We start from the raw sequence: 24,872 nt of genomic DNA on the forward strand, positions 1-24,872 counted from the left end.
GATGTTCGCCGACATCCGCCGGATCGTCGGCCTCGCGTGGCCGGTGCTCGTCGGCCAGCTCGCGATCATCGCGTTCGGCGTGATCGACACGGCGATGGTCGGCCGCTACTCTGCCATCGACCTCGCCGCGCTCGGGCTCGGTTCGTCGATCTACGTGTCGGTCTACATCGGGTTGACGGGCATCCTGTCCGCGCTGCAGCCGATCACCGGGCAGCTGTACGGCGCGCGGCGTTACGCCGAGATCGGCGAGGAAGTCCGCCAGGCGCTGTGGCTCGCGCTGATGCTCGCGGTGCCCGGCTTCCTGCTGCTGCATTTTCCCGAACCGCTGCTGCACATCGCCCACGCGCCGCCCGCGTTGCACGACCGCACGGTCGATTACCTGCGAATCCTGTCGTACGGCCTGCCGGCGAGCCTCGTGTTCCGGATCTACAACGCGCTGACCAACGCGGCCGGCAAGCCGCGCCTCGCGATGATCCTGCAGGTCGGCGCGCTGCTGCTCAAGTTTCCGCTCAACGTGTGGTTCATCTTCGGCGGGCTCGGCGTGCCGGCCCTCGGCGGCCCCGGTTGCGGGCTCGCCAGTACGCTGATCAACTGGGCGCTCGCGCTGATCGGCTTCACGCTGCTCGCGAAGCTCGACGTGTTCTCGCCGCTTTCGATCTTCTCGCGCTTTTGCTGGCCCGTCTGGGCGCGCCAGAAGGCGATCCTGAAGCTCGGCGTGCCGATGGGCCTGTCGTACCTGATCGAGGTCACGTCGTACACGTGCATGGCGCTCTTCATCGCGCAGTTCGGTACGACGACGCTCGCCGGCCACCAGATCGCCGGCAACATCGGCGCGGTGCTGTACATGACGCCACTGTCGATCGGGGTCGCGGCGTCGACGCTGGTGGCCCGCGCGCTCGGTGCCGGCCGCCCGGACGAGGCGCGGCTGCTCGGCCGGCACAGCGTGATGCTCGCGTGCGGGATCGCGGCCGCGTACGGCGTGCTCGTGTTCACGCTGCGTCCGCTGATCGTCAGCGGCTACACGCCGAATCCGGCCGTGGCCGCCGCCGCGCTGCCGCTGGTCGCGATCGTCACCTGCTACCACTTCTTCGACGCGCTGCAGATCACGTCCGCCTTCGTGCTGCGCGCGTACAAGGTCGCGATCGTCCCGACCGTGATCTATGCGGTCGCGCTGTGGGGCGTCGGACTCGGCGGCGGCTACGTGCTCGGCTTCGACGTCGGCGGCCTCGCCCCCGCCTGGCTGACCGGCGCGCGCGGCTTCTGGTTCGCGAACACGATCAGCCTGATGCTGGCGGGCGCGGGCCTCGCGCTCTACCTGCGCCACGTCAGCCGCGCGCAACCGGCCGTCGGCGCATACGGCGCATGACGCACGGCGTGCGGCCTACGCGTCCTCCAGCACGTCGGCCGCGTGGTACGAGGACCGCACGAGCGGTCCGGCAACGACTTCCCTGAAACCGAGCGCCAGCCCCTCGTCGCGCCACGCGGCGAACGCCTCGGGGCTCACGTAGCGTCGCACCGGCAGATGGTGCGCGGACGGCGCGAGATACTGGCCGAGCGTCAGCACGTCGACCTCGTGCGCGCGCAGGTCGCGCAGCGTGTCCCGCACCTCGTCGTCGCACTCGCCGAGCCCGAGCATCAAGCCCGATTTCGTCACGAGCGTCGGCCGCGCGGCCTTCGCGTGCGCGAGCAGTTCGAGCGAGCCGCGATAGTCGGCGCCCGGCCGCGCCGCCCGATACAGCGACGGCACCGTCTCGATGTTGTGATTGAACACGTCCGGCCACGCCGACGACAACGCATCGAGCGCACGCGCGACGCGGCCGCGGAAATCGGGCGTCAGCACCTCGACGCCGATGCCCGGCACGCTCGCGCGCACCGCCGCGATGCAGGCGGCGAAATGCGCGGCGCCGCCGTCGCGCAGGTCGTCGCGATCGACCGACGTGATCACGACGTAGCGCAGCCCGAGCGCCGCGACCGCGGCCGCGAGCCGCGCGGGCTCGTCGGCATCGAGCGGCTCGGGACGGCCGTGCGCGACGTCACAGAACGGGCAGCGCCGCGTGCACAGCCCGCCCATGATCATGAAGGTCGCGGTGCGCTGCGCGAAGCATTCGCCGATGTTCGGGCACATCGCCTCCTCGCAGACGGAATGCAGCCGATGCTCGCGCAGCACGGCCGCCATGTCGGCGACCGCCCCGCTCATCATCGGCCGCGCCCGCAGCCACGGCGGCTTCGGCAGCGCCGCGCCGCCCGCGGGCTCGACGCGCACCGGAATGCGCGCGAGCTTGTCGCGCCTGCGCGCGCCCGGCTGGCCGAGCGCGGTGAGGCTGGGTCGTTCGAGCGCGGCGGTCATCGTCAGTCTCCGAGGAACGCGACGATCAGGCGGTTCACGTCGGCAGCCGCCTCCATCTGCACCATGTGGCCGCTGCCGGCGATCACCTCGGCACGCACGCCGTCCGGCAAGCCCTGCGCGTGCTGCGCCGGAATGACCTGGTCGCGCTCGCCCCAGATCACGAGCGTGCGCGGCGCGAGCGACCCGACGCGGTCGCGGAACACGCGCCGCTGGGCCGCACCGTCGAACGCGGCGCTCGCGATCTTCTCCAGCGCGGCCTGCACGCCTTCGAGCCGCTTGTACTTGACGAGATCCTCGACCAGTTGCCGCGTGACGAGCGCGTGGTCCGCGAACAGCGCGCCGAGGTGCGGCTTCAGCGTGTTGCGGCTGTTGCCGGCGACGAAGCCGTCGATGTAATCGCGGTTGATGTCGGCGCCGAGCCCAGCACTCGCGATCAGCGTCAGCGATGCGACGCGCTCCGGCGCGCTGTCGGCCAACGTCATCGCCACCGCGCCGCCCATCGAATGGCCGATCAGGTGCGCGCGCTCGATGTGCTGCGCATCGAGCAGCGCGAGCACCGCATCGGCCAGTTCGTCGAGGCTGCCGGTGTCGACTGCCTTGCCCGACTCGCCATGCCCCGGCAGATCGAGCGCCCAGACGGGCCGGTGCGCGGCGAGCTCCGCGTGGTTGAACAGCCAGTTGTTGAGGTCGCCGCCGAAGCCGTGGATCAGCACGGCGGGCGTGCCCGAGCCGTCGCCGAGCTTCAGGAACCGGACCGTGCGTCCGCCGATCTGCGCCTTCTCGGGCTGCGGGCCGGCCGCATCGTCGGCGGCCGCGGCCGGCACGAAATCGCGCTGGAATTCGGCGATCGCCGCGTCGATGTCGGCATCGCTCGCCTCGGCCGCGGCCACCACGCCGAGCAGCGCGCCGACGGGCAGCGTCTCGCCCTCCTGCGCGACCTGCCGGCGCAGCGTGCCGTCGAACGCGCACTCGACGCCCGACGAGATCTTGTCGGTCTCGACGTCGAGCACTTCGTCGCCCTTCGTCACGCGCTCGCCGATCGCCTTCAGCCAGCCGTTGACCTGCCCCTGCTCCATCGACAGCCCCCACTTGGGCATCGTGATCATGTGAATCGACATCGTGTCAGCTCCTGGTCTTGAGTACCGCCTGCGCGATCGCGTCGGCGGACGGGATGTAAAGGTCTTCCAGCACGCCGGCGAACGGCGCGGGCGTATGCGGCGCGGTGACGAGCTCGATCGGCGCCTTGAGCGTCCGGAACGCGCGCTGTGCGACGAGCGCGGCGATGTCGGTCGCGATCGAGCAGCGCGGGTTCGCTTCATCGACCACCACCACGCGCCCGGTGCGCGCCGCGCTTTCGAGGATCGTTTCCTCGTCGAGCGGCGACGTCGTACGCAGGTCGATCACGTCGACGTGAATGCCGTCCTTCGCGAGCTTCGCGGCCGCGTCGGTCGCGAGATGCACCATCCGGCCGTACGTGACGATCGTCGCGTCGTCGCCTTCGCGCACGACGTTCGCCTCGCCGAACGGAATCGCATAGGACTCCTCAGGTACATCGCCTTCGCGCGTGTAGAGAAGCTTGTGTTCGAGGAAGATCACGGGATCGTTGTCGCGGATCGACTGGATCAGCAGCCCCTTCGCGTCGTAAGGCGTCGACGGGCACACGACCTTCAGCCCCGGAATGTGCGTAAACAGCGACGTGAGCATCTGCGAATGCTGCGCGGCCGCGCGCAGGCCCGCGCCGTACATCGCGCGGATCACGACCGGCGTCACGGCCTTGCCGCCGAACATGTAGCGGAATTTCGCGGCCTGGTTGAAGATCTGGTCGAAGCACACGCCCATGAAATCGATGAACATCAGCTCCGCGACGGGCCGCATCCCGCATGCGGCCGCGCCGACCGCCGCGCCGATGTAGCCGCCTTCCGACAGCGGCGTATCGAGCACGCGGCCCGGAAACTTGTGAAACAGCCCCTTCGTCACGCCGAGCACGCCGCCCCATGCGTCGTCCTCGCCCGGCGCGCCCGCGCCGCCCGCATTGTCCTCGCCCATCACGATCACGCTGTCGTCGCGCGCCATTTCCTGCGCGAGCGCCTCGTTGATCGCCTGCGAATAAGTGATCTTCCTTGCCATGTCTGTCTCCTGGGATATTCGGTTCGCCGTGCCGGCCGCGCCGGCCGCCGGCAGCTGTGTCAGATCGCGCTCACGGGTACGACACGTACACGTCGGTCAGCAGGTCGGCCGCGTCGGGCAGCGGCGCGGCCTTCGCCTGCGCGACCGCATCGTCGATCAGCGCCTTCACCTGCGCATCGACCGCGCGCAGATCGTCGGTCGTCAGCACCTCGGCACGCACGACGCGCGCTTCGAAATGCTTCAGGCAGTCCTTCTCGTCGCGCAGCTTCTGCACTTCGCCCGGCGCGCGGTAGGTCTGCGCATCGCCTTCGAAATGGCCGAAGTAGCGCGTGAACTTCACCTCGACGAGCGTCGGGCCGCCGCCGTTGCGCGCGCGCGCGACGGCCTCGCCGAGCGCCTCGTGCACCGCGAAGAAGTCGAAGCCGTCGACGATCACGCCCGGCATCCCGAAGCCGTTCGCGCGGTCGGCGATGTTGTCCGTCGCGACCGACCAGCTCGACGACGTCGCTTCCGCATAGCCGTTGTTCTCGGCCACGAAGATCGCCGGCAGGCGCCACACCGACGCGAGGTTCATCGATTCGAAGATCACGCCCTGGTTCGACGCGCCGTCGCCGAAGAAGCACACGCCGACGCCGCCGGTCTTCTTGTGCTTGGCCGCGAGCGCCGCGCCGCACACGAGCGGGCCGCCCGCGCCGACGATCCCGTTCGCGCCGAGCATCCCCATCGCCAGGTCGGCGATGTGCATCGAGCCGCCCTTGCCGTGGCAGACGCCCGTTTTCTTGCCGTAGATCTCGGCCATCATCCCGTGCACGTCGACGCCTTTCGCGATGCAGTGGCCGTGCCCGCGGTGCGTGGTGGCGACGTAGTCCGCAAGTCCGAGATGCAGCATCGTGCCGACCGCGGAAGCCTCCTCGCCCGCGTACAGGTGAACGAAGCCGGGGATTTCGCCGGTCGCGAACTCGACGTGCAGGCGCTCCTCGAATTCGCGGATCGTGCGCATCAGCCGGTAGGCGTCCAGCAGCGTGTCCCTGCTGAGCTGTGTCGAAACGGTCATGTGTGTCTCCTGGATAGGTCTGACTGCGAATGCCGCCGCGGCAATGCTGCGGCGACGGATTGCATGGCGGCCCTGCGGCCGTCAGTGAAACGTGACGCGCCCGTCGACGCGCGCGGCCCGCATGCGCGCGATGGCGACCGGTTCGTCGAAACGGGCTGTCATGGCGAAGTCTCCTTGTAGAAGGTTCGGAATCCGATCGAGATGCCGTCGCGAAGCCGCGATCAGAAGCGCCACGCGCCGGCATCGCGCAACAGCTGCCGCGACGACGCGTAACGCAGCGTGCGGCCGACATCGACCGTCAACGGCCCGCGCCAGTCGAGCGCGATCTCGTAGCGCTCGCCGCGCGCGACCTCGATCTCGCGCTCGCCGTCGAACGCGAGCGTGCCGTGCTCGAACGGGATCGTCTGCCACGCATTCGGCTCGAGCCGCTCGCAGCTGCGCATCACGACACGATCGACGCGGCCGGGCGCGATCGGCGCGACGAGCGGCGTGCCGGCGGTCTTGCCGTCGGCGGCGAAGCGCATCGCGAGCCCGTGCGGTGCGCTGCGCTCGAGCGGGGCCCACGCGCCGCCGAGCGCCGACAGGCCGATGCCGTCCGGCTCCGCAAACGTCAGGTAGAGCGTGTCGATGTCGTCGGGCCCCGAGATCGCGCGCGCACCGATGAAGCGCTGGCGGGCCGCGCATACGTCGACGAGCGCGATCTCCTCGCGCCCCGCGTTCGCGCCCGCCGCGCAGCGCACGACGAGCCGCTTGTTGCGCATGAACGCGACCTCCGCCGGCACGGCGCCGGTCGCGGCAAGTCCTGCCGCGACGCCCGCGACGGTCGCTTCGCGATGTTCGGGAAACGCATTGTTGGTGCCGGTGGACAGCGCGACGAGCGGCGTCGCGCCGCAATGCGCGGCGACCGCGCGATGCGTGCCGTCGCCGCCGAGCACGACGATCAACGCGACTTCCATCCGTCGCATGTAGGCGGCACCGGCCTGCGTGTCGGCGACGGTGTCCGAGATCGGCAGGTCGACGAATTCGACGTCGGGCCAGCGCTCGTGCGGCGCGACCGCGCGATGCGTATCGAGCGCACGCATCAGCAGCGTCGCGATGCCCGTCTTGTCGCGCAAGGTCAGCACGCGCTCGACGCCCATCGCACCGAGGCCGGCGAGCAGGCGCACGACCATGTTGGCCTTTTCCGCCGTCGGGAATACGGATGCATGCGTCGTCAGGCGGCGAATGTCGCGCCCCGATGCGGGGTTCGCGATCACGCCGACGGTCACGGGCGTCGTCACGGGCTTGTCTCCATCCAGTGGGCCGGCGCTCGCGCGCCGGCCTTGCATGTGTCGTCCGCCGTCATCGAGGGCAGCGGATCGTCGTCGCCGACGCGATTGCGCCGGCTTGCCCGTGACATCTGCAAGCGGCGTGCCACCGTGTGTGCAATGACCGCGAAACCCGCGTGTGGACTGGCTCGGCCGGTACGCCAGGCATCGGCATCTGCTGCCGCGAGCGCCCGACGCCCTGCGAAACCGCCCGTGTGTCTCACGCGGTCGATCTCCTGGCGCGCCGGTTTCGGCGCCTTCATCCGGACCGCAATTTCGCCGGCAAGCCACGCGGCTCGCGGCGCGGCGCGCACCGCCGTGCGCCGGCCCACCGTTGCGCGCGGCCTGCCCGCGCGTCTCAGCCGCGCGAGACCGGCTGAGATACCGCTGAGACGACCGTCTCACGCCGCGCGCGTGCTGCGATGCAATGTGATCCGCGCAAGCGGATGTGCTACAAGAACATCGAATTCCCCGCCGTACGGAACCGGAGCCGATCATGCCCTACGCAGTCCCCCAGGCCCAGCACGCCGACCGTGTGCTCGGCGCGCTCGCCGGGCGCCTGCCCGCGCCGGCCGATTCCGCGCGTCTCGTGTCGTCGTGGCAGCGCTCGCTCGAGCGCTACGCGCTCGACCCGGCGTCGTCGATCGGCCCGCGCGTGCTGACCGCGGCCGAGCTGCGCGAGGTGCGCGACAAGGAGGAGGCCTTCCTGCGCGCATCGGGCCAGTGCCTGACACGCCTGCACGACATGATTCGCGTCGCCGACTACTGCGTGATGCTGACCGACGCGCACGGCGTGACGATCGATTACCGGATCGACCGCGAACGCCGCAACGACTTCCGTCATGCGGGGCTGCACATCGGCTCGTGCTGGTCGGAAAGCGAGGAAGGCACCTGCGGCGTCGCGAGCGTGCTGACCGATCTCGCGCCGATCACCGTGCACAAGACCGACCACTTCCGCGCGGCGTTCACCACGCTCACCTGCAGCGCGGCCCCGATCTTCGCGCCGGGCGGCGAACTGATCGGCGTGCTCGATGCGTCGGCCGTCCAGTCGCCGGACGGCCGCGACAGCCAGCGTCTCGTGTACCAGCTCGTGCGGCAGAGCGCGGCGCTGATCGAGGATGGCTACTTCGTGCACAGCACCGCGCAGCACTGGATATTGTTCGGGCATCCGAATCGTCACTACGTCGAGGCGCAACCCGAATGGCTGATCGCGTTCGACGAATGCGGCAATATCGTCGCCGCGAACCGGACGGCGCGCGACGCGCTGCCGGCGCTGCGCGAACCGCGCCATATCGACGAGATCTTCGATGCGACCGAGATGCCGCTGCGCGACGCCGCGCGGCTCGATGCGATCGTCGCGCTGCGGCTGCGCGCGACCGGCGCCCCGCTCTACGCACGGCTGCGCGCGCCGCTACGGCGCGCCGGCCGCGAAACCGGCACGGCACGGGCCGCCCCGGCATCGCGCCGCCCCGGCACCGCGCAGCGCCACGTCGGCGCGCTGACGCCGTTCCTGCACAGCAGCGACGCGCGGGTCGCGCAGCAGGCCGAACTCGCGCTGCGTGTCGTGAGCAAGCGGCTGCCGATTCTCGTGCTTGGCGAAACCGGCGCGGGCAAGGAAGTGTTCGCCCGCGCGATCCACGACGCCGGTGCGCGACGCACACGGCCGTTCGTCGCGGTCAACTGCGGCGCGCTGCCCGAGGCGCTGATCGAAAGCGAGCTGTTCGGCTATGCGGCCGGTGCGTTCACCGGTGCGCGCAAGCACGGCGCGCGCGGCAAGATCGCGCTCGCCGACGGCGGCACGCTGTTCCTCGACGAAATCGGCGACATGCCGCTCACGCTGCAGACGCGCCTGCTGCGCGTGCTCGCCGACGGCGAGGTCGTCCCGCTCGGCAGCGATACGCCGGTGCGCGTCGATCTCGACGTGATCTGCGCGACGCACCGCGATCTCGCGCGGATGGTGGCCGACGGCACGTTCCGCGAGGATCTGTATTACCGGCTGAGCGGCGCGACGTTCGAACTGCCGCCGCTGCGCGAGCGCGCGGACGTGCGCGACGTGATCGCCGCGGTGTTCGCCGAGGAAGCGCAGGCGACCGGCCATGTGCTCACGCTCGACGCGACGCTCGCCGAGCAGCTCGCCGCGTATCCGTGGCCCGGCAACGTGCGGCAGCTGCGCAACGTGCTGCGCTATGCGTGCGCGGTGTGCGACGCCGCACGCGTGACGCGGCGCGACCTGCCCGCCGATCTCGCCGCGCAGCTCGGTGCGGGCCCGGCCGGCGCGCTGCCGGACGACGAACGCGGCCGCATCGTCGCGGCGCTCACCGCGCATCGCTGGCGGCCGGACGCTGCCGCGCAGGCGCTCGGCATCTCGCGCGCGACGTTGTACCGGCGGATCGCGAAACACCGGATCGTCGCGCCGCACCGCCTCTGAAGCATTGGGCTCGCGCGATGCGTCGGCACGCGTCGCATCACGCGGCGTGCGCGACCGCTTCGGTCGTGCCGGCGTCCCGACCGGCCGCTTCATCGCGCCGCGTGAACACCTCGTGCGCGGCGAACAACGCGTTGAGGGCGGCCGGAAAACCCGCGTAGACGGCCATCTGCATGAACACCTCGACGATCTCGTCGCGCGTGCAGCCGACGTTCAGCGCCGCCTCGACATGCACCTTCAGTTGCGGCTGCGCGTTGCCGAGCGCGGCCAGCGCGGCGATCGTCGCGATCTCGCGCGCTTTCAGGTCGAGCTGCGGCCGGCTGTAGATGTCGCCGAAACCGAATTCGACGATCAGCCGCCCGAAGTCCGGCGCGATCGGCGCAAGCGACGCGATCACGCGTTCGCCTACTTCGCCGTCGATTTCCTTCAGCTTGTTCCAGCCGCGCGCATAGCGATCTTCAACGAGTCGTTCCATGGTGTCCGTCCTGTTCCGAGAATGAGTGAGTAGGGTTCGCCCGTCGTTCCGTCTCGCGTTCCTGCGTCTCGTAGTACGTGATCTTGTCGCCGATCGCGTCGAGGCTCGCCTGCAGCTCCGCGATATGTGCGCGCACCGCGTCGCGATGCGCGACCAGCAAGTCCCGCCGCGCACCGAACGTCGACTCGCCTTGCGCACGCAGCGCCGCGAACTGCTGCATCTGCGCGATCGGCATGCCGGTCGCCTTCAGGCGCATCACGAAGCCCAGCCAGTCAAGATCGGCCGGCGCGTAGAGCCGGTGCCCGGCCGCCGTGCGCGAAATCGCGCGCAGCAGGCCGGCCTGCTCGTAATACCGCAGCGTATGCGTCGACACGCCGGTCAGTTCGGCGACTTGCCCGATCGTGAGCGGACCGGCGGTGGAGGATCTGGATACGGTTTTCGACATGGCAGGAACAAGGTTAGGAGTTAGAGTTCACTCTAAGTCAAGCGTTGTCGCACGGCCAAGTACAACAATTTGGAATCACCGCCGCGGACACCGTAAAGAATGGTCAAAACGGCCACCCGACGCGGCTTTCCGTCTTTACAGCGACGCAAGCCTTCAGCAAGATTCGGTCAGCCTGTCTCAAAAAGGGCACGCATTTGTCCTATGCTTAACGGCGACGCCCGGCCAGGCCTCGCCCCGCCGTCCGTTGCAACAGCCATTCATCCGTCAGAACCAGGGAGCCTTTGCCATGCTGAAAAAGCTGCTGATGCTGTTCGTCGCGCTATCGCTGTCGCTTGCCGCCGGCCTCGCCGCGGCCGTCGAAGTCAACACGGCCGACCAGGCCGCGCTCGAATCGGTGAAGGGCCTCGGCCCCGTGAAGTCGAAGGCGATCATCGACGAACGCACCAAGAACGGCCCGTTCAAGGACGCGGACGATCTCGCGAACCGCGTGAAGGGTCTCGGCACGAAGTCGGTCGGGCATCTGGAGGAAAACGGCCTGACGATCGGCGGCTCGTCGACGCCGCCGAAGGGCGTGAAGCTGTCGAAGCCGGCCGCGACGACCTCGTCGACCACGTCGGCCACGACGTCGGCAGGCACCGCTCCGACGTCGACGACCGCGACGGCCGGCACGACGGCTGCGGCACCTGCACCGGCCGCGAGCGCTCCGGAAGCGGCGACCAAGCCGGCCAAGGGCAAGCGCGCCTCGAAGAAGGAGAAGGCGGCCGCAGCCGCGGCGGCCTCCGCCGACGCGGGCGCGAGCGCGCCGGCCGCAGCGTCGTCCACGAAGGCGACGAAGGGTTCGAAGAAGAAGAGCAAGAAGGACAAGGCAGCCTCCGCCGCCGCGGCGTCGGGCGCCTGATGTGCGCCGCGTGCGCGATGGCGTGCGCGCGGCATTCGATCAACGGGCGCCGTCGTCACGGCGCCCTTTTCAGTAAAGGTGAAGAACCATGGGTCTCCTCGATATCGTTGGCGGTCTGCTCGGCGGCCAGGCCGGCGGCAACTCGCAAAGCGCGCTGATCGCGACCGCGCTCGAATTCATCAACAACCAGCCGGGCGGGCTGAACGGCCTGATCGAGAAGTTCCAGAAAGGCGGCGCCGGCGACGTGATCGGCTCGTGGGTCGGCACCGGCGAAAACCAGCCGATCTCGCCCGACACGCTGCAGAACGTGCTCGGCTCGGACGTCGTCGGTTCGCTCGCCAGCAAGATCGGCATCGATCCGGGCCAGGCCTCGTCGATCCTCGCGCAGGTGCTGCCGCACGTCGTCAACAGCGCGACGCCGAACGGCGAAGTGCCGGCCGGCGGCCAGATCGACACGTCGAACGTGCTGGGCACGCTCACGCAGCTCGCCGGCATGTTCGGCGGCAACAAGCAGGCCTGAGCCGCGCCGGCTGACGGCCTCGGCGGCGGTTTCGGCCGCCCCATATGCAAACACCCCGCCTGAGCGGGGTGTTTGTTTTTGCGTGCCCGGCGCGAACCGGACACGCGGCCGATTGCCGGCGATCAGTGCACGACGCGGTCGAACACGAACTGGCCGTCGTTGACGTCGACCGGGATCACGTCCTTCGGACCGAAGCGGCCCGCGAGGATCAGCTTCGCGACCGGGTTCTCGATCTCCTGCTGGATCGCGCGCTTCAGCGGCCGCGCGCCGAACACCGGATCGTAGCCGACCTTCGCGATCTGCTCGAGCGCCGCCGGCGACACGTCGAGCGCCATGTCGAGCTTCGCGAGCCGGTCGTGCAGGCGCGCGAGCTGGATCTTCGCGATCGACTCGATGTTGCTGCGATCGAGCGCGTGGAACACGACGACGTCGTCGATCCGGTTCAGGAACTCCGGACGGAAGTGCTGCTTCACTTCGAGCCACACGGCGTCCTTGATCTCTTCCTGCGGCGAACCCGTCATCGCCTGGATCACCTGCGAGCCGAGGTTCGACGTCATCACGATCACCGTGTTCTTGAAGTCGACCGTACGCCCCTGCCCGTCGGTCATGCGGCCGTCGTCGAGCACCTGCAGCAGCACGTTGAACACGTCCGGATGCGCCTTCTCGATCTCGTCGAGCAGGATCACGCTGTACGGCTTGCGGCGCACGGCTTCCGTCAGGTAGCCGCCTTCCTCGTAGCCGACGTAGCCCGGCGGCGCGCCGATCAGCCGCGCGACGCTGTGCTTCTCCATGAACTCGCTCATGTCGATGCGGATCAGGTGCTCTTCGGAATCGAACAGGAACGACGCCAGCGCCTTGCACAGCTCGGTCTTGCCGACCCCCGTCGGGCCGAGAAACAGGAACGAGCCGTACGGACGGTTCGGATCGGCGAGACCCGCGCGCGAACGACGGATCGCATCCGCGACCGCGCTGATCGCCTCGTCCTGGCCGACCACGCGCTCGTGCAGCTTCTCCTCGATGTGCAGCAGCTTCTCGCGTTCGCCCTGCATCATCCGCGACACCGGAATCCCGGTTGCGCGCGACACGACTTCCGCGATTTCTTCGGCGCCGACCTGCGTGCGGAGCAGCCGCGGACGCGTCGGGTTGTGCTGCTCCTGCTCTTCGGCCTGCGTGACCTGCTTCAGTTGCGACTCGAGTTGCGGCAGCTTGCCGTACTGCAGTTCGGCGACCTTCTCCAGCTTGCCTTCCCGCTGCAGACGCGCGATGTCGGCGCGCACCTTCTCGATCTCTTCCTTGAGCTGCGCGCTGCCCTGCACCGCGGCCTTCTCGGCGGTCCAGATCTCTTCCAGGTCAGCATATTCGCGGCCGAGCCGCTCGATCTCTTCCTCGATCAGCTGCAGGCGCTTCTGCGACGCTTCGTCCTGCTCCTTCTTCACGGCCTCGCGCTCGATCTTCAGCTGGATCAGCCGGCGATCGAGCTTGTCCATCTCTTCGGGCTTCGAATCGATTTCCATCTTGATCTTCGACGCAGCCTCGTCGATCAGGTCGATTGCCTTGTCCGGCAGGAAACGATCGGTGATGTAGCGATGCGACAGCTCGGCCGCGGCGACGATCGCCGGGTCGGTGATGTCGACGCCGTGGTGCAGTTCGTACTTCTCCTGCAGCCCGCGCAGGATCGCGATCGTCGCCTCGACGCTCGGCTCGTCGACGAGCACCTTCTGGAAGCGGCGCTCGAGCGCGGCATCCTTCTCGATGTACTTGCGGTATTCGTCGAGCGTGGTCGCGCCGATGCAGTGCAGCTCGCCGCGCGACAGCGCCGGCTTCAGCATGTTGCCCGCGTCCATCGCGCCTTCGGCCTTGCCGGCACCGACCATCGTGTGAATCTCGTCGATGAACACGATCGTCTGGCCTTCGTCCTTCGCGATGTCGTTGAGCACGGCCTTCAGGCGCTCCTCGAACTCGCCGCGGTACTTCGCGCCGGCGAGCAGCGCGGCCATGTCGAGCGACAGCACGCGCTTGCCCTTCAGCGTCTCCGGCACTTCGCCGTTGACGATCCGCTGCGCGAGCCCTTCGACGATCGCGGTCTTGCCGACGCCCGGCTCGCCGATCAGCACCGGGTTGTTCTTGGTGCGGCGCTGCAGGATCTGGATCGAACGGCGGATTTCGTCGTCGCGGCCGATCACCGGATCGAGCTTGCCCGCGCGGGCGCGCTCGGTCAGGTCGACCGTGTATTTCTTCAGCGCCTCGCGCTGGCTTTCCGCGTCCTGGCTGTGCACCTGCGAGCCGCCGCGCACCGCGGCGATCGCGGCTTCGAGCGCCTTGCGCGTGAGGCCGTGCTGGCGGGCCAGCTTGCCGGCTTCGCCCTTGTCGTCGGACACGGCGAGCAGGAACATCTCGCTCGCGATGAACGTGTCGTTGAGCTTCTGCGCTTCCTTGTCGGCCTGGTTCAGCAGCCCGGCCAGCTCCCGGCCGATCTGGATGTCGCCGCCCGTGCCCGTCACTTGCGGCAGGCGCGAAATGGCTTCGTTCAGCGCGCCTTGCAGCGCCTGCACGTGAACGCCCGCGCGCGACATCAGCGAGCGGGCGGAGCCGTCCTGCTGCGCGACCAGCGCCGCCAGCACGTGAACGGGTTCGATGTATTGATTGTCGCGGCCTGCCGCGAGGCTTTGCGCGTCAGAGAGTGCTTCCTGGAACTTGGTGGTGAGCTTGTCGATTCTCATTTGGTGAGACCTCCAATTTTCGATTAACACCAAGATGAGGATGGTTATACGGGTTTCAAGCGGAATTCGGGTTGATTCAACGCAAAAATCGCCGGGCGGCGACCCGCCGGCCTGTGGGCGGCCCGCAGCGCGGACGGCGGGGATGGCGCCGGCGTGTCAGTCGCCCCTCGACGACGATTCGGCGGCCGCCGGCGCGTCATCCCCGGACGGTTCGGCGCGCACCCGCGCGATCGGACGAATGCCCAGCAGCGCGGCGAGCGGCGACGCGGGCACGCTCAGCTCGCCGAGCGTGTGGCGGTCGAGCTCGGCGAAGAATGCGTCGCGCGCGGCCGCCAGCACACCTTTCAGGCGGCACTGCGGCTCGATCACGCAGCCGCGCGCCTCGTCGCCGTCGGCCACGAAGCAGCCGACCAGCGCGAAATCGTTTTCGGTCGCGCGCACCACCTGGCCGACCGTCAGCTTCAGCGATTCGGGGAACAGCCGCAGCCCGCCGTTGCGGCCGCGCACGGTGTCGACCCAGCCGAGCTCGCCGAGCTGCTGCACGACTTTCATCAGATGGTTCTTCGAGATGCCGTAGGCGTCCGAGATCTGCTGGATCGTCGCGAGCCCCTCGCCGCGCACGGCGAGATACAACATGACGCGCAGCGAGTAGTCGGTGTAGTCGGTGAGTCTCATGAGCAGATACGGAAAATCGTCGATCGTGCCCCGCTCGGGCGAAGCGGGTCGATCGGAACGCGCGCGGGGGCGGCTGTCGAGGCCACCCACGACGCCGGGTTGCCGGGACGGCCTGCGCGCAATAAGATGCATGAAATTTGCGCATTTTTCAGGCAGGGGTGGACGCTATTTTGCGTCAAAATCCCGTCGGCGTCCTGCGCGTTGCCCGCGCCATCGTTCCGCCGACACGTCACCGATACCCTGAATTTCCCGGCCCTTTTTTGCCATGACCGCCCTGCCCGCCACGCCCGATACCGCTCCGGCCCGCCTGCGCGACGCCGAACCGACCGAAGACAACATCCGCGACCTCGTGTACGCGTTCTACGACCGCGTGCGCGCCGATCCGCTGCTGGGCCCCGTGTTCGACGCGACGCTGGACGGCCGCTGGGACGACCATCTGCCGAAGATGGTGAGCTTCTGGTCGAGCCTCGTGCTCGGCACCAAGAGCTATCGCGGCAACGTGCAGCAGGCGCACCAGCCGCTCGACGGGATCGAGCCCGCGCATTTCAGCCGCTGGCTGTCGCTGTTCCTGAAGACCGTCGAGGGGCGCTACACGCCGCCCGCGGCCATCCGCTTCATGGAGCCCGCGCTGCGGATCGCGCAGAGCCTGCAGTTGAGCCGCTTCGGCTGGGATTACCCGATTCCGCCCGAGCAGCAGGCGCTGCTCGACGCGATCGCGCCGCGCCGCCGCGACACGGGCGACGATCCGCATGCGCTGCCGTCACGCGCCCGCGGCGAGCCGTTTCCGACGAGGATCATCGGACGCGGCACGGATCCGGACGCCTGACACGACGATTCGCTGCGCTCGAACCCTCGAGCGCCTGCGGCACATCGCCGCACGACGCGCTCAACGCGGCGTGTTGCCCGATTCGACGCCCCAGCGCGCGAGCGCCGCATCGTCGGTACTGCGGGCATCGACCCAGCGCTCGCCGTCCGGCGTCGTTTCCTTCTTCCAGAACGGTGCCTCGGTCTTCAGGTAGTCCATCACGAATTCGCACGACGCGAACGCGTCGCCGCGATGCGACGCGACCGTCGCGACCATCACGATCTGGTCGAGCGGCAGCAGCCGGCCGACGCGGTGCACGATCGCGACGTCGATCCCGGGCCAGCGCCGGCCGGCCTCGGCGGCGATCTTCTCGAGCGCCTTCTCGGTCATCCCCGGATAGTGCTCGAGTTCCATCGCGGCGACCGAATCGCCTTCGTTCAGGTCGCGCACGGTGCCGACGAAGCATGCGACCGCGCCGATCTTCGGGTTGCGCGCGCGCAGTGCCGCGACTTCGGTGTTCAGGTCGAAGTCGTCGGTCTGGATTCGTATCGTTGCCATCATCTGCCTCTGTCGACCAGAGTTGGCGCTTTAGCGCTTACTCGGGTCCCATGCTTCGCGGTCGACCAGAGTTAGCGCTTTAGCGCCTACTCTGCTCCCATCCAAAGCTCAACCGCCCGTCACCGGCGGAAAGAACGCGACCTCGCAACCGTCGGTGAGCCGCGTATCGGGATCGGTCATCTCGTGATTGCATGCCATGCGCAACGCGCGCCCTTCGGCGAGCGTTTCGGCCCACGCGCCGCCGCGCAGGCGCAGCCACGCGCGCACGTCGCCGACGGTCGTCACGCCGTCCGGCACGTCGGCCTGCTCGTCGGACACGCCCAGCGCCTCGCGCACGCTTGCAAAGAATTTCAGCTGAATCTTCATAAGTCGGGAAGCCGTCGTATTACGACAGCAATTCGGAAAACGGAATGAAACGCACGGTCTCGCCCGCGCTGATCGCGTGCTGCGGCGGATTGTCGATCAGTCCGTCGCCCCAGACCGTCGACGTCAGCACCGCCGAGCTCTGGTTCGGGAACAGGTCGAGGCCGCCGGCCGCGTTGACGCGCGCGCGCAGGAATTCGTTGCGCCGGTCGCCCTTGCCTTGCGAGAAGTCCGCGCGCAGCGACAGCGCGCGCGGCGCGACGTCGCGCACGCCGGACAGGCGCAGCAGGAACGGCCGCACGAACAGCAGAAACGTGACGAAGCTCGACACGGGGTTGCCCGGCAGCCCGATGAAATGGGCGTCGGGACGCGCGTCGCCGCGGCGCACCGCGCCGAACGCGAGCGGCTTGCCCGGCTTCATCGCGATCTGCCACAGCGCGAGCCGCCCTTCGGCCTCGACGGCCGGCTTCACGTGATCCTCGTCGCCGACCGATACGCCGCCGCTCGTCAGGATCACGTCGTGATCGCGCGCGGCTTCGCGCAGCGTGTCGCGGGTCGCCGCGAGCGAGTCGGGCACGATCCCGTAATCGGTCACGTGGCAACCGAGCCGCTCGAGCAGCCCGCGCAGCGTGAAGCGGTTCGAGTTGTAGATCGCGCCGGGCTTCAGCGGCTCGCCCGGCATCGTCAGTTCGTCGCCGGTGAAGAACACCGCGACGCGAATCCGCCGCGCGACCGACAGCTGCGCGCAGCCGACCGACGCGGCCAGCCCGAGCGCCTGCGGCGTGAGCCGCGTGCCGGACGGCAGGATCACCGAACCCTGGCGGATGTCCGCGCCCTGCGCGGTGATCCATTCACCGGCCTTCGGCGTGTGCAGGATCTCGACCGCATCGCCGTCGGCCGACGTCTGTTCCTGCATCACGACGGCGTCGGCGCCGGGCGGCACCGTCGCGCCGGTGAAGATCCGCGCGGCCGTGCCCGCCGCGAGCGGCGCAGCCGGATGGCCGGCAGGAATCCGCTGCGACACCGGCAGGCGCCGCTCGCCGTGCAGCAGGTCGGCGACGCGCACCGCGTAGCCGTCCATCGCGCTCGTATGCATCGGCGGCACGTCGAGCGGCGAACTCACGTCGGCCGCCAGCACGCGGCCGAGCGCGTCGAGCGTGGCGACGGTTTCGGCGCCGGGCAACGGCTTCGCGGCTTCGAGCAGCGCGGCGAGCGCCTCGGCGGTCGACAGCATCGGCGCGCGCGGCGCCGCGGGATTCGGATTCGACATCGATGGAATCGGGGAAACGTTGGAGTCAATACGTCATTGTAGCGACGCCGTCGCGCCCACGCGCGATATGCCGGACATGCGGCAACTGTGATCGGCGCGAACACGCGGCACTGGCACTCGTTGCGATTTGCTTGTTTCGATTCGCGCGCCGGCGGACGGCGCGCCCGTGCGCGGCCGCCGCCCAACCCAAACAAAACGGCCGGAACCCCGATCCGTGCGACGAATCGGCATTCCGGCCGTGCTGCGCCGCCGGGCTTGCGACCCCGCGGCACGGTGCTACCCCGGTGCTACGTCATGCGCCCGTATGCGCGACGATGAAGTCCTTCACCTGCTGCGCGTCGGCCTTCACGACCTCGAAACGCTGCGGCAGCGCCTCGAGCCCGTCGAATGCAGCCGGCCGCTCGGCCTCGCGATCGAGCGCTTCGCGGATCGTCTCGCCGAACTTGATCGGCTGGGCCGTCTCGAGCACGACCATCGGCACGCCCGCGTCGAGATGCTCGCGCGCGACCTTCACGCCGTCGGCCGTGTGCGTATCGATCATCGTGTCGTAGCGCGAGAACACGTCGCGGATCGTCGCGATACGGTCCGTGTGGCTGCTGCGGCCCGACACGAAGCCGAACTCGGCGACGCGCGCGAAATCGCCGCTCGCCGCGAGATCGAAACCACCCTTCTCCTCGACGTCGCGGAACAGCTGCATCACGCGGGCCGGATCGCGGCCGAGCAGGTCGAACACGAAGCGCTCGAAGTTCGATGCCTTCGAGATGTCCATGCTCGGGCTGCTCGTGTGATAGGTGTTTTCCGCGCTGCGCACGCGGTATGCGCCGGTGCGGAAGAACTCGTCGAGCACGTCGTTCTCGTTGGTCGCGACCACGAGCTTCGCGATGGGCAGGCCCATCATCCGCGCGATGTGACCCGCGCAGACGTTGCCGAAGTTACCCGACGGCACCGTAAACGACACGCGCTCGTCGTTCGACGTCGTCGCCGCGAAATAGCCCTTGAAGTAGTACACGACCTGCGCGACGACGCGCGCCCAGTTGATCGAGTTGACCGTGCCGATCTTCTGCTGCGCCTTGAACGCGTGATCGTTCGAGACAGCCTTCACGATGTCCTGGCAGTCGTCGAACACGCCTTCGACCGCGAGGTTGAAGATGTTCGGATCCTGCAGGCTGAACATCTGGGCGGTCTGGAACGCGCTCATCTTCTTGTGCGGCGACAGCATGAACACGCGCACGCCTGCCTTGCCGCGCATCGCGTACTCGGCCGCGCTGCCGGTGTCGCCCGACGTCGCGCCGAGGATGTTCAGCGCTTCGCCGTGCTTCGCGAGCGTGTACTCGAACAGGTTGCCGAGCAGCTGCATCGCCATGTCCTTGAACGCGAGCGTCGGGCCGTTCGACAGTTCGAGCAGCGACAGCGCCGCGCCGTTCTCGGTGCCGAGCGTCTTCAGCGGCGTGATGTCGGACGCATTCTCGCCGTGGCGCGTGTTGCTGTATACGGCGGCCGTATAGGTGCGGCGCGTGATCGCGCGCAGGTCGTCGGCCGGCACGTCGTCGCAGAACTTCGACAGGATCTCGAACGCGAGATCCGCGTACGGCAGCGTGCGCCAGCGCGCGAGTTCGTCGGCCGACACCTGCGGGTATTCGGCCGGCAGGTACAGCCCGCCGTCCTTCGCAAGGCCGCCGAGCAGGATGTCGGAGAACGTGTGGCGCTCGCCGATGCCGGCGCCGCGCGTGGAGATGTAGTTCATGTCGTTCCTGGTCCTCAGTTCAGCGCTTCCATGCGCAGCTTCGTCACCTTCGAGACCACCGTCGCGAGGCTCTCGATCTGCGCGATCGCCGCGTTCACGTGCTTCTCGAGCGTCTCGTGCGTGATCAGGATGATGTCGGTTTCGCCGTTCGCGTCGTCGACCTGCTCCGATTCCTTCTGCAGCAGCGCGTCGATCGAGATGCCCGTGGCGGCGAGGATGCGCGTGATGTCCGCGAGCACGCCGGTCTGGTCGGCCACGCGCAGGCGCAGGTAGTAGCCGCTCGTCACTTCCTCGATCGGCAGGATCGGCGTGTTCGACAGGCTGTCCGGCTGGAACGCGAGATGCGGCACGCGATGCTCTGGGTCGGCCGTGTGCAGGCGCGTGACGTCGACGAGATCCGCGACGACCGCCGACGCGGTCGGTTCCGCGCCCGCGCCCTTGCCGTAGTACAGCGTCGTGCCGACCGCGTCGCCGTGCACGACGACCGCGTTCATCGCGCCCTCGACGTTCGCGAGCAGGCGCTTCTCCGGAATCAGCGTCGGGTGCACGCGCAGCTCGATGCCGTTTTCGGCGCGGCGCGCGATGCCGAGCAGCTTGATCCGGTAGCCGAGCTCTTCCGCGTAGCGGATGTCGGTCGCGTCGAGCTTGCTGATGCCTTCGACGTAGGCACGGTCGAACTGGACCGGCACGCCGAACGCGATCGCGCTCATGATGGTCGCCTTGTGCGCGGCGTCGACGCCTTCGATGTCGAAGGTCGGATCGGCTTCCGCATAGCCGAGCTCCTGCGCGGCCTTCAGCGCGGTCGCGAAGTCGAGGCCGCGGTCGCGCATTTCCGACAGGATGTAGTTCGTCGTGCCGTTGATGATGCCGGCGATGTACTGGATGCGGTTCGCGGTCAGGCCTTCGCGCAGCGCCTTGATGATCGGGATGCCGCCGGCGACGGCCGCCTCGAACGCGACCATCACGCCCTTCTCGCGCGCGGCCTCGAAGATCTCGGTGCCGTGTACCGCGAGCAGCGCCTTGTTCGCCGTCACGACGTGCTTGCCGTTCGCGATCGCGCGCAGCACGAGCTCGCGTGCGATGCCCGTGCCGCCGATCATCTCGGCGATGATCGAGATCGACGGATCGTCGACGACCGCGTTGAAATCGTCGGTGATCTGCGCGGCGCCGGCGTTACCGCCGAGCGCGGCCTGCGCCTTGGCCGGATTGCGCACGGCAATGCGCGCGATCTCGATGCCGCGCCCCGCGCGTCGCTTGATTTCTTCCTGGTTGCGGTGCAGCACCGTGAAGGTGCCGCTGCCGACGGTGCCGAAGCCCAACAGGCCAACTTTGATCGGTTCCATGCTGCGTGTGATCGATGAGTAAGAATTGAATGAATGCCGGGGGACGCTGTCCGCTCAGACCGAATGACGCTTGCGGTAGCCGTCGAGGAAGCGCGCGATCCGGTTGATCGAATCGGTCAGGTCGTCGAGGTTCGGCAGGAAGACCACGCGGAAGTGATCCGGCGCCGCCCAGTTGAAGCCCGTCCCCTGCACGAGCAGCACGCGTTCCTCGAGCAACAGGTCGAGGATGAACTGCTGGTCGTTCTGGATCGGATAAAGCTTCGGATCGAGGCGCGGGAACATGTACAGCGCGGCCTGCGGCTTCACGCAGGTCACGCCGGGAATCGACGTGAGCATGTCGTACGCGAGCTCGCGCTGCTTGAAGAGGCGCCCGCTCGGCACGATCAGCTCGTTGATGCTCTGGTAGCCGCCGAGCGCGGTCTGGATCGCGAACTGCCCGGGCACGTTCGCGCACAGGCGCATCGACGACAGGATCCCGAGGCCTTCCAGGTAATCCTTCGCGCGCCGGCGGTTGTCGCCGCCGAGGCCCGACACGGCCATCCAGCCCGCGCGGTAGCCGCACGAGCGATAGCTTTTCGACAGGCTGTTGAACGTGACGGTGATCACGTCTTCCGACAGCGAGCCCAGCGCCGTGTGCTCGAGCCCGTCGTAGACGATCTTGTCGTAGACCTCGTCGGCGAACACGATCAGCCCGTGCTGACGTGCGATCTCGAGCAATTCGAGCAGCAATTCGTCGGAATAAAGCGCGCCGGTCGGGTTGTTCGGGTTGATCACGACGATCGCCTTGGTGTTCGGCGTGATCTTGCGGCGGATGTCGTCGAGGTCGGGCATCCACGCGTTCTGCTCGTCGCACACGTAGTGCACGGGCGTGCCGCCCGACAGGCTCACGGCGGCCGTCCACAGCGGGTAGTCGGGCGCCGGCAGCAGCACTTCGTCGCCGTCGTTCAGCAGCGCCTGGGTCGCCATCACGATCAGCTCGGACGCGCCGTTGCCGATGTAGATGTCGTCGAGGCCGACACCGACGACGCCCTTTTGCTGCGTGTAGTGCATCACGGCCTTGCGGGCCGAGAACACGCCCTTCGAATCCGAATAGCCGGACGACGCCGGCAGGTTGCGGATCATGTCCTGGATGATTTCGTCCGGCGCGTCGAAACCGAACGGCGCGAGGTTGCCGATGTTCAGCTTGATGATCCGGTGGCCTTCTTCCTCGAGGCGCTTCGCGTGCTCGAGCACGGGGCCACGGATGTCGTAGCAGACGTTGAGCAGCTTGTTCGACTTCTGAATCGGTTTCACGACGACACGGTTCCTGGGTTGGCCTTGCGGCCGGGGACGGGATCAAAACTGGAGAGCGGCTGGTCTATGCGCGCTGTCTAGACTGGGGAAAATGCGGGCAGTCGGACGCGGCTTGTGGCGACGCACGATGCAAGTGGCGCCCGGGGGCGACCAAAAAGTTATAATTTAGCGGATTTTGGCCAACTTTCGCAATGCACCATGGCCGCTCCGGGCCCGCGCCGTCAGGCGTCCCGCGTGCGCCGGTCGCGAAACGGCCGCCCGGGCCCGTGCGGCCCTTGCCAGACCTTCCCTCCACGGAACCGCGGAATACCGATTTGAAACTGCACCAGGACACGAGCGGCGCGCTCAACACCGTCACCGGCTACGGCCCCGATTATGTCGACGTCAACCTCCAACGCCACGAAGGGAGCGTCATCGTGCTGCCCGGCGCGCCGGTGCGGGACTGGCCCGTGTCGTCGTTCGACGCGCTTGCGCCCGAGCATTTCGCGATGCTGCTCGACCCGGCCCCCGAACTCGTGATCTTCGGCAGCGGCGCGCGGCTGCGCTTCCCGCACCCGCGCCTCGTGGCCGCGCTGACGGCCAAGCGGATCGGCGTCGAGACGATGGATTTCCAGGCCGCCTGCCGGACCTACAACATCCTGATGGCCGAGGGCCGCAAAGTGGCCGCCGCGCTCTTAATTGAACGTTAATCCCCGATGCGGTAAAACTCGGGCCGGCACACCGGGTCGATCCCCGGATCATCACGCGGATCGGCAACCGGCAAGCCGGCCGCCGCCGGCGCGACCCGCCGGCGGCGCTTACAACAACCAACAGGCTGAAAATTCATGAACGATACGCCGTCGAGGCTACCGCTCAATCGCATCACGCTCGTCCTCCTGCTCGTCGCGCTCGCGATCGTCTGGTTCGCGCCGCTCGGGCTGCGCCACCTGATCCCGAGCGACGAAGGCCGCTACGCGGAAATGGCGCGGGAAATGTTCGTCACCGGCGACTGGATCACGCCGCGCTACAACGGCTACAAGTATTTCGAGAAGCCGCCGCTGCAGACCTGGCTGAACGCGCTGACGTTCGCCTGGTTCGGCATCGGCGAATGGCAGGCGCGCCTGTACACGGGCCTCGCCAGCTTCGCCGGCGTGCTGCTGGTCGGCTTCACGGGCGCGCGCCTGTTCAACCCGTTGTCCGGCTTGCTCGCGGCCGTCGTGCTCGCGTGCTCGCCGTACTGGAACCTGATGGGCCACTTCAACGCCCTCGACATGGGGCTCGCGTTCTGGATGGCGCTGTCGCTCTGCTCGCTGCTGCTCGCGCAGCGGCCCGGGCTGCCGGCGGGCGCGGTGCGCGGCTGGATGTGGGCGTGCTGGGCCGCGATGGCGTTCGCCGTGCTGTCCAAGGGCCTCGTCGGCCTGATCCTGCCCGGCGCCGTGCTCGTGCTCTACACGCTGATCGCCCGGGACTGGGCACTGTGGAAGCGGCTGTATCTGGTGAGCGGCCTCGTGATCTTCTTCGCGATCGTCACGCCGTGGTTCGTGCTCGTCCAGCAGCGCAACCCCGAGTTCTTCAACTTCTTCTTCATTGTCCAGCAGTTCCGCCGTTACCTGACCCCGGAACAGAACCGCCCGGGCCCGTTCTACTATTTCGTGCCGGTGCTGCTGGTCGGCTTCCTGCCGTGGCTGTCGGTCGCGTGGCAGAGCATCCGCCATGCGCTGCGGATGCCGCGCCAGCCGAACGGCTTCTCGCCGATGCTCGTGCTGCTGATCTGGAGCGCGTTCATCTTCCTGTTCTTCAGCACGTCGCACTCGAAGCTGATCTCGTACGTGCTGCCGGTCGCGCCGGCGCTCGCGCTGATCATCGGCGCGTACCTGCCGCTGATGAGCGCCGACCGGTTCCGCCGCCACCTGCTCGGCTACCTCGTGTTCTTCGTCGTCGCGGCGTTCGGGATCATCTTCCTCGCGTATCAGGGCGACGCCCGCACGCCGAACGCGCTGTATCGTGCGTTCCAGGTGTGGCTGTACGCGGGCCTCGCGGTCGCGGGCGCGCTGACGCTCGCGGCCGCCTGGCTGAACCGCCGCGTGGGCGTCGCGGCCGCGATCACCGCGTTCGGCGCCGCGTGGCTCGCGTTCGGCACGATCGGCGGCACCGGTCACGACGAATTCGGCCGCTACAGCTCGGGCGCGCTGCTCGCGCCCGCCGTGCGCGCCGAACTGGCGAAGCTGCCGCCCGACACGCCGTTCTACTCGATCGAGATGCTCGATCACACGTTCCCGTTCTATATGGGCCACACGACGATCATGGTCCAGCGCCAGGACGAGCTCGCATTCGGGATCTCGGTCGAGCCGGACAAGTGGATCCCGACCGTCGACCAATGGATCGAACGCTGGAAGCAGGACACCCATGCGCTCGCGATCATGCCGCCCGGCCAGTACGACACGCTGGTCAGGCAAGGCGTGCCGATGCGCGTGATCGCGCGCGACAACCGCCGCGTGATCGTCGAGAAACCGCAATCGTAAGG

At 68.4% G+C, this 24,872-nt stretch carries 23 protein-coding genes; 7 read left to right on the top strand and 16 right to left on the bottom strand.

Annotated features, from left to right (window positions below; translation table 11 throughout):
- Nucleotide 1: 1 nt before the first annotated feature.
- Complete coding sequence (locus tag DID98_RS02285) at nt 2-1,366, top strand: MATE family efflux transporter (protein WP_124570122.1); 1,365 nt, start codon at nt 2-4, stop codon at nt 1,364-1,366.
- Between the two features lie 15 nt (nt 1,367-1,381).
- On the opposite strand, the gene lipA is transcribed toward DID98_RS02285, so the two are convergent.
- The 6 genes from lipA to DID98_RS02310 form a co-directional block, all read right to left on the bottom strand.
- The gene (gene lipA / locus DID98_RS02290; protein WP_124570124.1) at nt 1,382-2,347 is read right to left on the bottom strand and encodes a lipoyl synthase; all 966 of its coding nucleotides are present in this window, start codon (nt 2,345-2,347) and stop codon (nt 1,382-1,384) included.
- 2 nt (nt 2,348-2,349) lie between these two features.
- Nucleotides 2,350-3,465, bottom strand: a complete 1,116-nt coding sequence (locus DID98_RS02295; RefSeq protein ID WP_124570126.1) for an acetoin dehydrogenase dihydrolipoyllysine-residue acetyltransferase subunit — start codon at nt 3,463-3,465, stop codon at nt 2,350-2,352.
- 4 nt (nt 3,466-3,469) lie between these two features.
- Nucleotides 3,470-4,474 carry an alpha-ketoacid dehydrogenase subunit beta gene (locus tag DID98_RS02300; RefSeq protein ID WP_044847261.1) on the bottom strand — a complete coding sequence of 335 codons (1,005 nt, stop codon included), beginning with the start codon at nt 4,472-4,474 and terminating at the stop codon, nt 3,470-3,472.
- Between the two features lie 70 nt (nt 4,475-4,544).
- The gene (locus tag DID98_RS02305) at nt 4,545-5,528 is read right to left on the bottom strand and encodes a thiamine pyrophosphate-dependent dehydrogenase E1 component subunit alpha (RefSeq protein ID WP_044847260.1); all 984 of its coding nucleotides are present in this window, start codon (nt 5,526-5,528) and stop codon (nt 4,545-4,547) included.
- Nucleotides 5,529-5,609: 81 nt separating this feature from the next.
- Nucleotides 5,610-5,762 (bottom strand): hypothetical protein, encoded by a 153-nt coding sequence (locus DID98_RS35690; RefSeq protein ID WP_185500396.1) that lies wholly within the window; start codon nt 5,760-5,762, stop codon nt 5,610-5,612.
- Nucleotides 5,750-6,808, bottom strand: coding sequence for an ATP-NAD kinase family protein (locus DID98_RS02310; RefSeq protein WP_124570128.1), 1,059 nt, complete (start codon nt 6,806-6,808; stop codon nt 5,750-5,752). The genes DID98_RS35690 and DID98_RS02310 overlap by 13 nt, the downstream gene beginning before the upstream one ends.
- A 523-nt stretch (nt 6,809-7,331) precedes the next feature.
- Between DID98_RS02310 and DID98_RS02315 the strand changes: the two genes are divergently transcribed.
- Nucleotides 7,332-9,263 carry a sigma-54-dependent Fis family transcriptional regulator gene (locus DID98_RS02315; protein WP_124570130.1) on the top strand — a complete coding sequence of 644 codons (1,932 nt, stop codon included), beginning with the start codon at nt 7,332-7,334 and terminating at the stop codon, nt 9,261-9,263.
- Nucleotides 9,264-9,300: 37 nt separating this feature from the next.
- On the opposite strand, the gene DID98_RS02320 is transcribed toward DID98_RS02315, so the two are convergent.
- Both DID98_RS02320 and DID98_RS02325 read right to left on the bottom strand, forming a co-directional pair.
- A complete protein-coding gene (locus tag DID98_RS02320; protein WP_124570132.1) occupies nt 9,301-9,735 on the bottom strand; it encodes a carboxymuconolactone decarboxylase family protein in 435 nt (144 codons plus the stop codon).
- Nucleotides 9,719-10,180: a MerR family transcriptional regulator gene (locus tag DID98_RS02325; RefSeq protein ID WP_124520211.1), complete on the bottom strand. Its 462-nt coding sequence runs from the start codon at nt 10,178-10,180 to the stop codon at nt 9,719-9,721. Before DID98_RS02325 ends, DID98_RS02320 begins: the two co-directional genes overlap by 17 nt.
- Nucleotides 10,181-10,466: 286 nt before the next feature.
- Between DID98_RS02325 and DID98_RS02330 the strand changes: the two genes are divergently transcribed.
- A complete protein-coding gene (locus tag DID98_RS02330; protein WP_124570134.1) occupies nt 10,467-11,078 on the top strand; it encodes a helix-hairpin-helix domain-containing protein in 612 nt (203 codons plus the stop codon).
- Between the two features lie 88 nt (nt 11,079-11,166).
- Nucleotides 11,167-11,598 carry a YidB family protein gene (locus tag DID98_RS02335; RefSeq protein ID WP_124486282.1) on the top strand — a complete coding sequence of 144 codons (432 nt, stop codon included), beginning with the start codon at nt 11,167-11,169 and terminating at the stop codon, nt 11,596-11,598.
- A gap of 122 nt (nt 11,599-11,720) precedes the next feature.
- On the opposite strand, the gene clpB is transcribed toward DID98_RS02335, so the two are convergent.
- Nucleotides 11,721-14,318 carry an ATP-dependent chaperone ClpB gene (gene clpB / locus DID98_RS02340; RefSeq protein ID WP_124570136.1) on the bottom strand — a complete coding sequence of 866 codons (2,598 nt, stop codon included), beginning with the start codon at nt 14,316-14,318 and terminating at the stop codon, nt 11,721-11,723.
- A 156-nt stretch (nt 14,319-14,474) separates the two neighbouring features.
- The gene (locus DID98_RS02345; protein WP_124570138.1) at nt 14,475-14,993 is read right to left on the bottom strand and encodes an Rrf2 family transcriptional regulator; all 519 of its coding nucleotides are present in this window, start codon (nt 14,991-14,993) and stop codon (nt 14,475-14,477) included.
- 265 nt (nt 14,994-15,258) lie between these two features.
- Here DID98_RS02345 and DID98_RS02350 point away from each other — a divergent pair, with 265 nt between their 5' ends.
- Nucleotides 15,259-15,819 (top strand): group III truncated hemoglobin, encoded by a 561-nt coding sequence (locus DID98_RS02350; protein WP_124570140.1) that lies wholly within the window; start codon nt 15,259-15,261, stop codon nt 15,817-15,819.
- Nucleotides 15,820-15,879: 60 nt separating this feature from the next.
- On the opposite strand, the gene DID98_RS02355 is transcribed toward DID98_RS02350, so the two are convergent.
- The 6 genes from DID98_RS02355 to DID98_RS02380 all read right to left on the bottom strand — a co-directional run bounded on the left by DID98_RS02355 (nt 15,880) and on the right by DID98_RS02380 (nt 22,369).
- Nucleotides 15,880-16,356 (bottom strand): molybdenum cofactor biosynthesis protein MoaE, encoded by a 477-nt coding sequence (locus DID98_RS02355; protein ID WP_124486280.1) that lies wholly within the window; start codon nt 16,354-16,356, stop codon nt 15,880-15,882.
- A 108-nt stretch (nt 16,357-16,464) separates the two neighbouring features.
- Entirely contained in the window at nt 16,465-16,722 is a 258-nt protein-coding gene (gene moaD / locus DID98_RS02360; protein WP_006758354.1) for a molybdopterin converting factor subunit 1, read from the bottom strand.
- Nucleotides 16,723-16,741: 19 nt separating this feature from the next.
- Nucleotides 16,742-17,989 (bottom strand): gephyrin-like molybdotransferase Glp, encoded by a 1,248-nt coding sequence (glp, locus tag DID98_RS02365; RefSeq protein ID WP_124486279.1) that lies wholly within the window; start codon nt 17,987-17,989, stop codon nt 16,742-16,744.
- 292 nt (nt 17,990-18,281) lie between these two features.
- Nucleotides 18,282-19,733 (bottom strand): threonine synthase, encoded by a 1,452-nt coding sequence (thrC, locus tag DID98_RS02370; RefSeq protein WP_044847246.1) that lies wholly within the window; start codon nt 19,731-19,733, stop codon nt 18,282-18,284.
- 14 nt (nt 19,734-19,747) lie between these two features.
- On the bottom strand, nt 19,748-21,076 hold the full coding sequence (locus DID98_RS02375) for a homoserine dehydrogenase (protein ID WP_124486278.1): 1,329 nt from the start codon (nt 21,074-21,076) through the stop codon (nt 19,748-19,750).
- Nucleotides 21,077-21,130: 54 nt separating this feature from the next.
- Entirely contained in the window at nt 21,131-22,369 is a 1,239-nt protein-coding gene (locus DID98_RS02380) for a pyridoxal phosphate-dependent aminotransferase (RefSeq protein WP_124486277.1), read from the bottom strand.
- A gap of 314 nt (nt 22,370-22,683) precedes the next feature.
- Between DID98_RS02380 and DID98_RS02385 the strand changes: the two genes are divergently transcribed.
- Nucleotides 22,684-23,058 carry an Mth938-like domain-containing protein gene (locus DID98_RS02385; protein WP_006754746.1) on the top strand — a complete coding sequence of 125 codons (375 nt, stop codon included), beginning with the start codon at nt 22,684-22,686 and terminating at the stop codon, nt 23,056-23,058.
- Nucleotides 23,059-23,193: 135 nt separating this feature from the next.
- Nucleotides 23,194-24,870 (top strand): glycosyltransferase family 39 protein, encoded by a 1,677-nt coding sequence (locus tag DID98_RS02390; protein WP_124520207.1) that lies wholly within the window; start codon nt 23,194-23,196, stop codon nt 24,868-24,870.
- The last annotated feature ends 2 nt before the right edge of the window (nt 24,871-24,872 follow it).

The organism is Burkholderia sp. Bp8984, assembly GCF_003853755.1.
Taxonomy (GTDB): Bacteria; Pseudomonadota; Gammaproteobacteria; order Burkholderiales; family Burkholderiaceae; genus Burkholderia.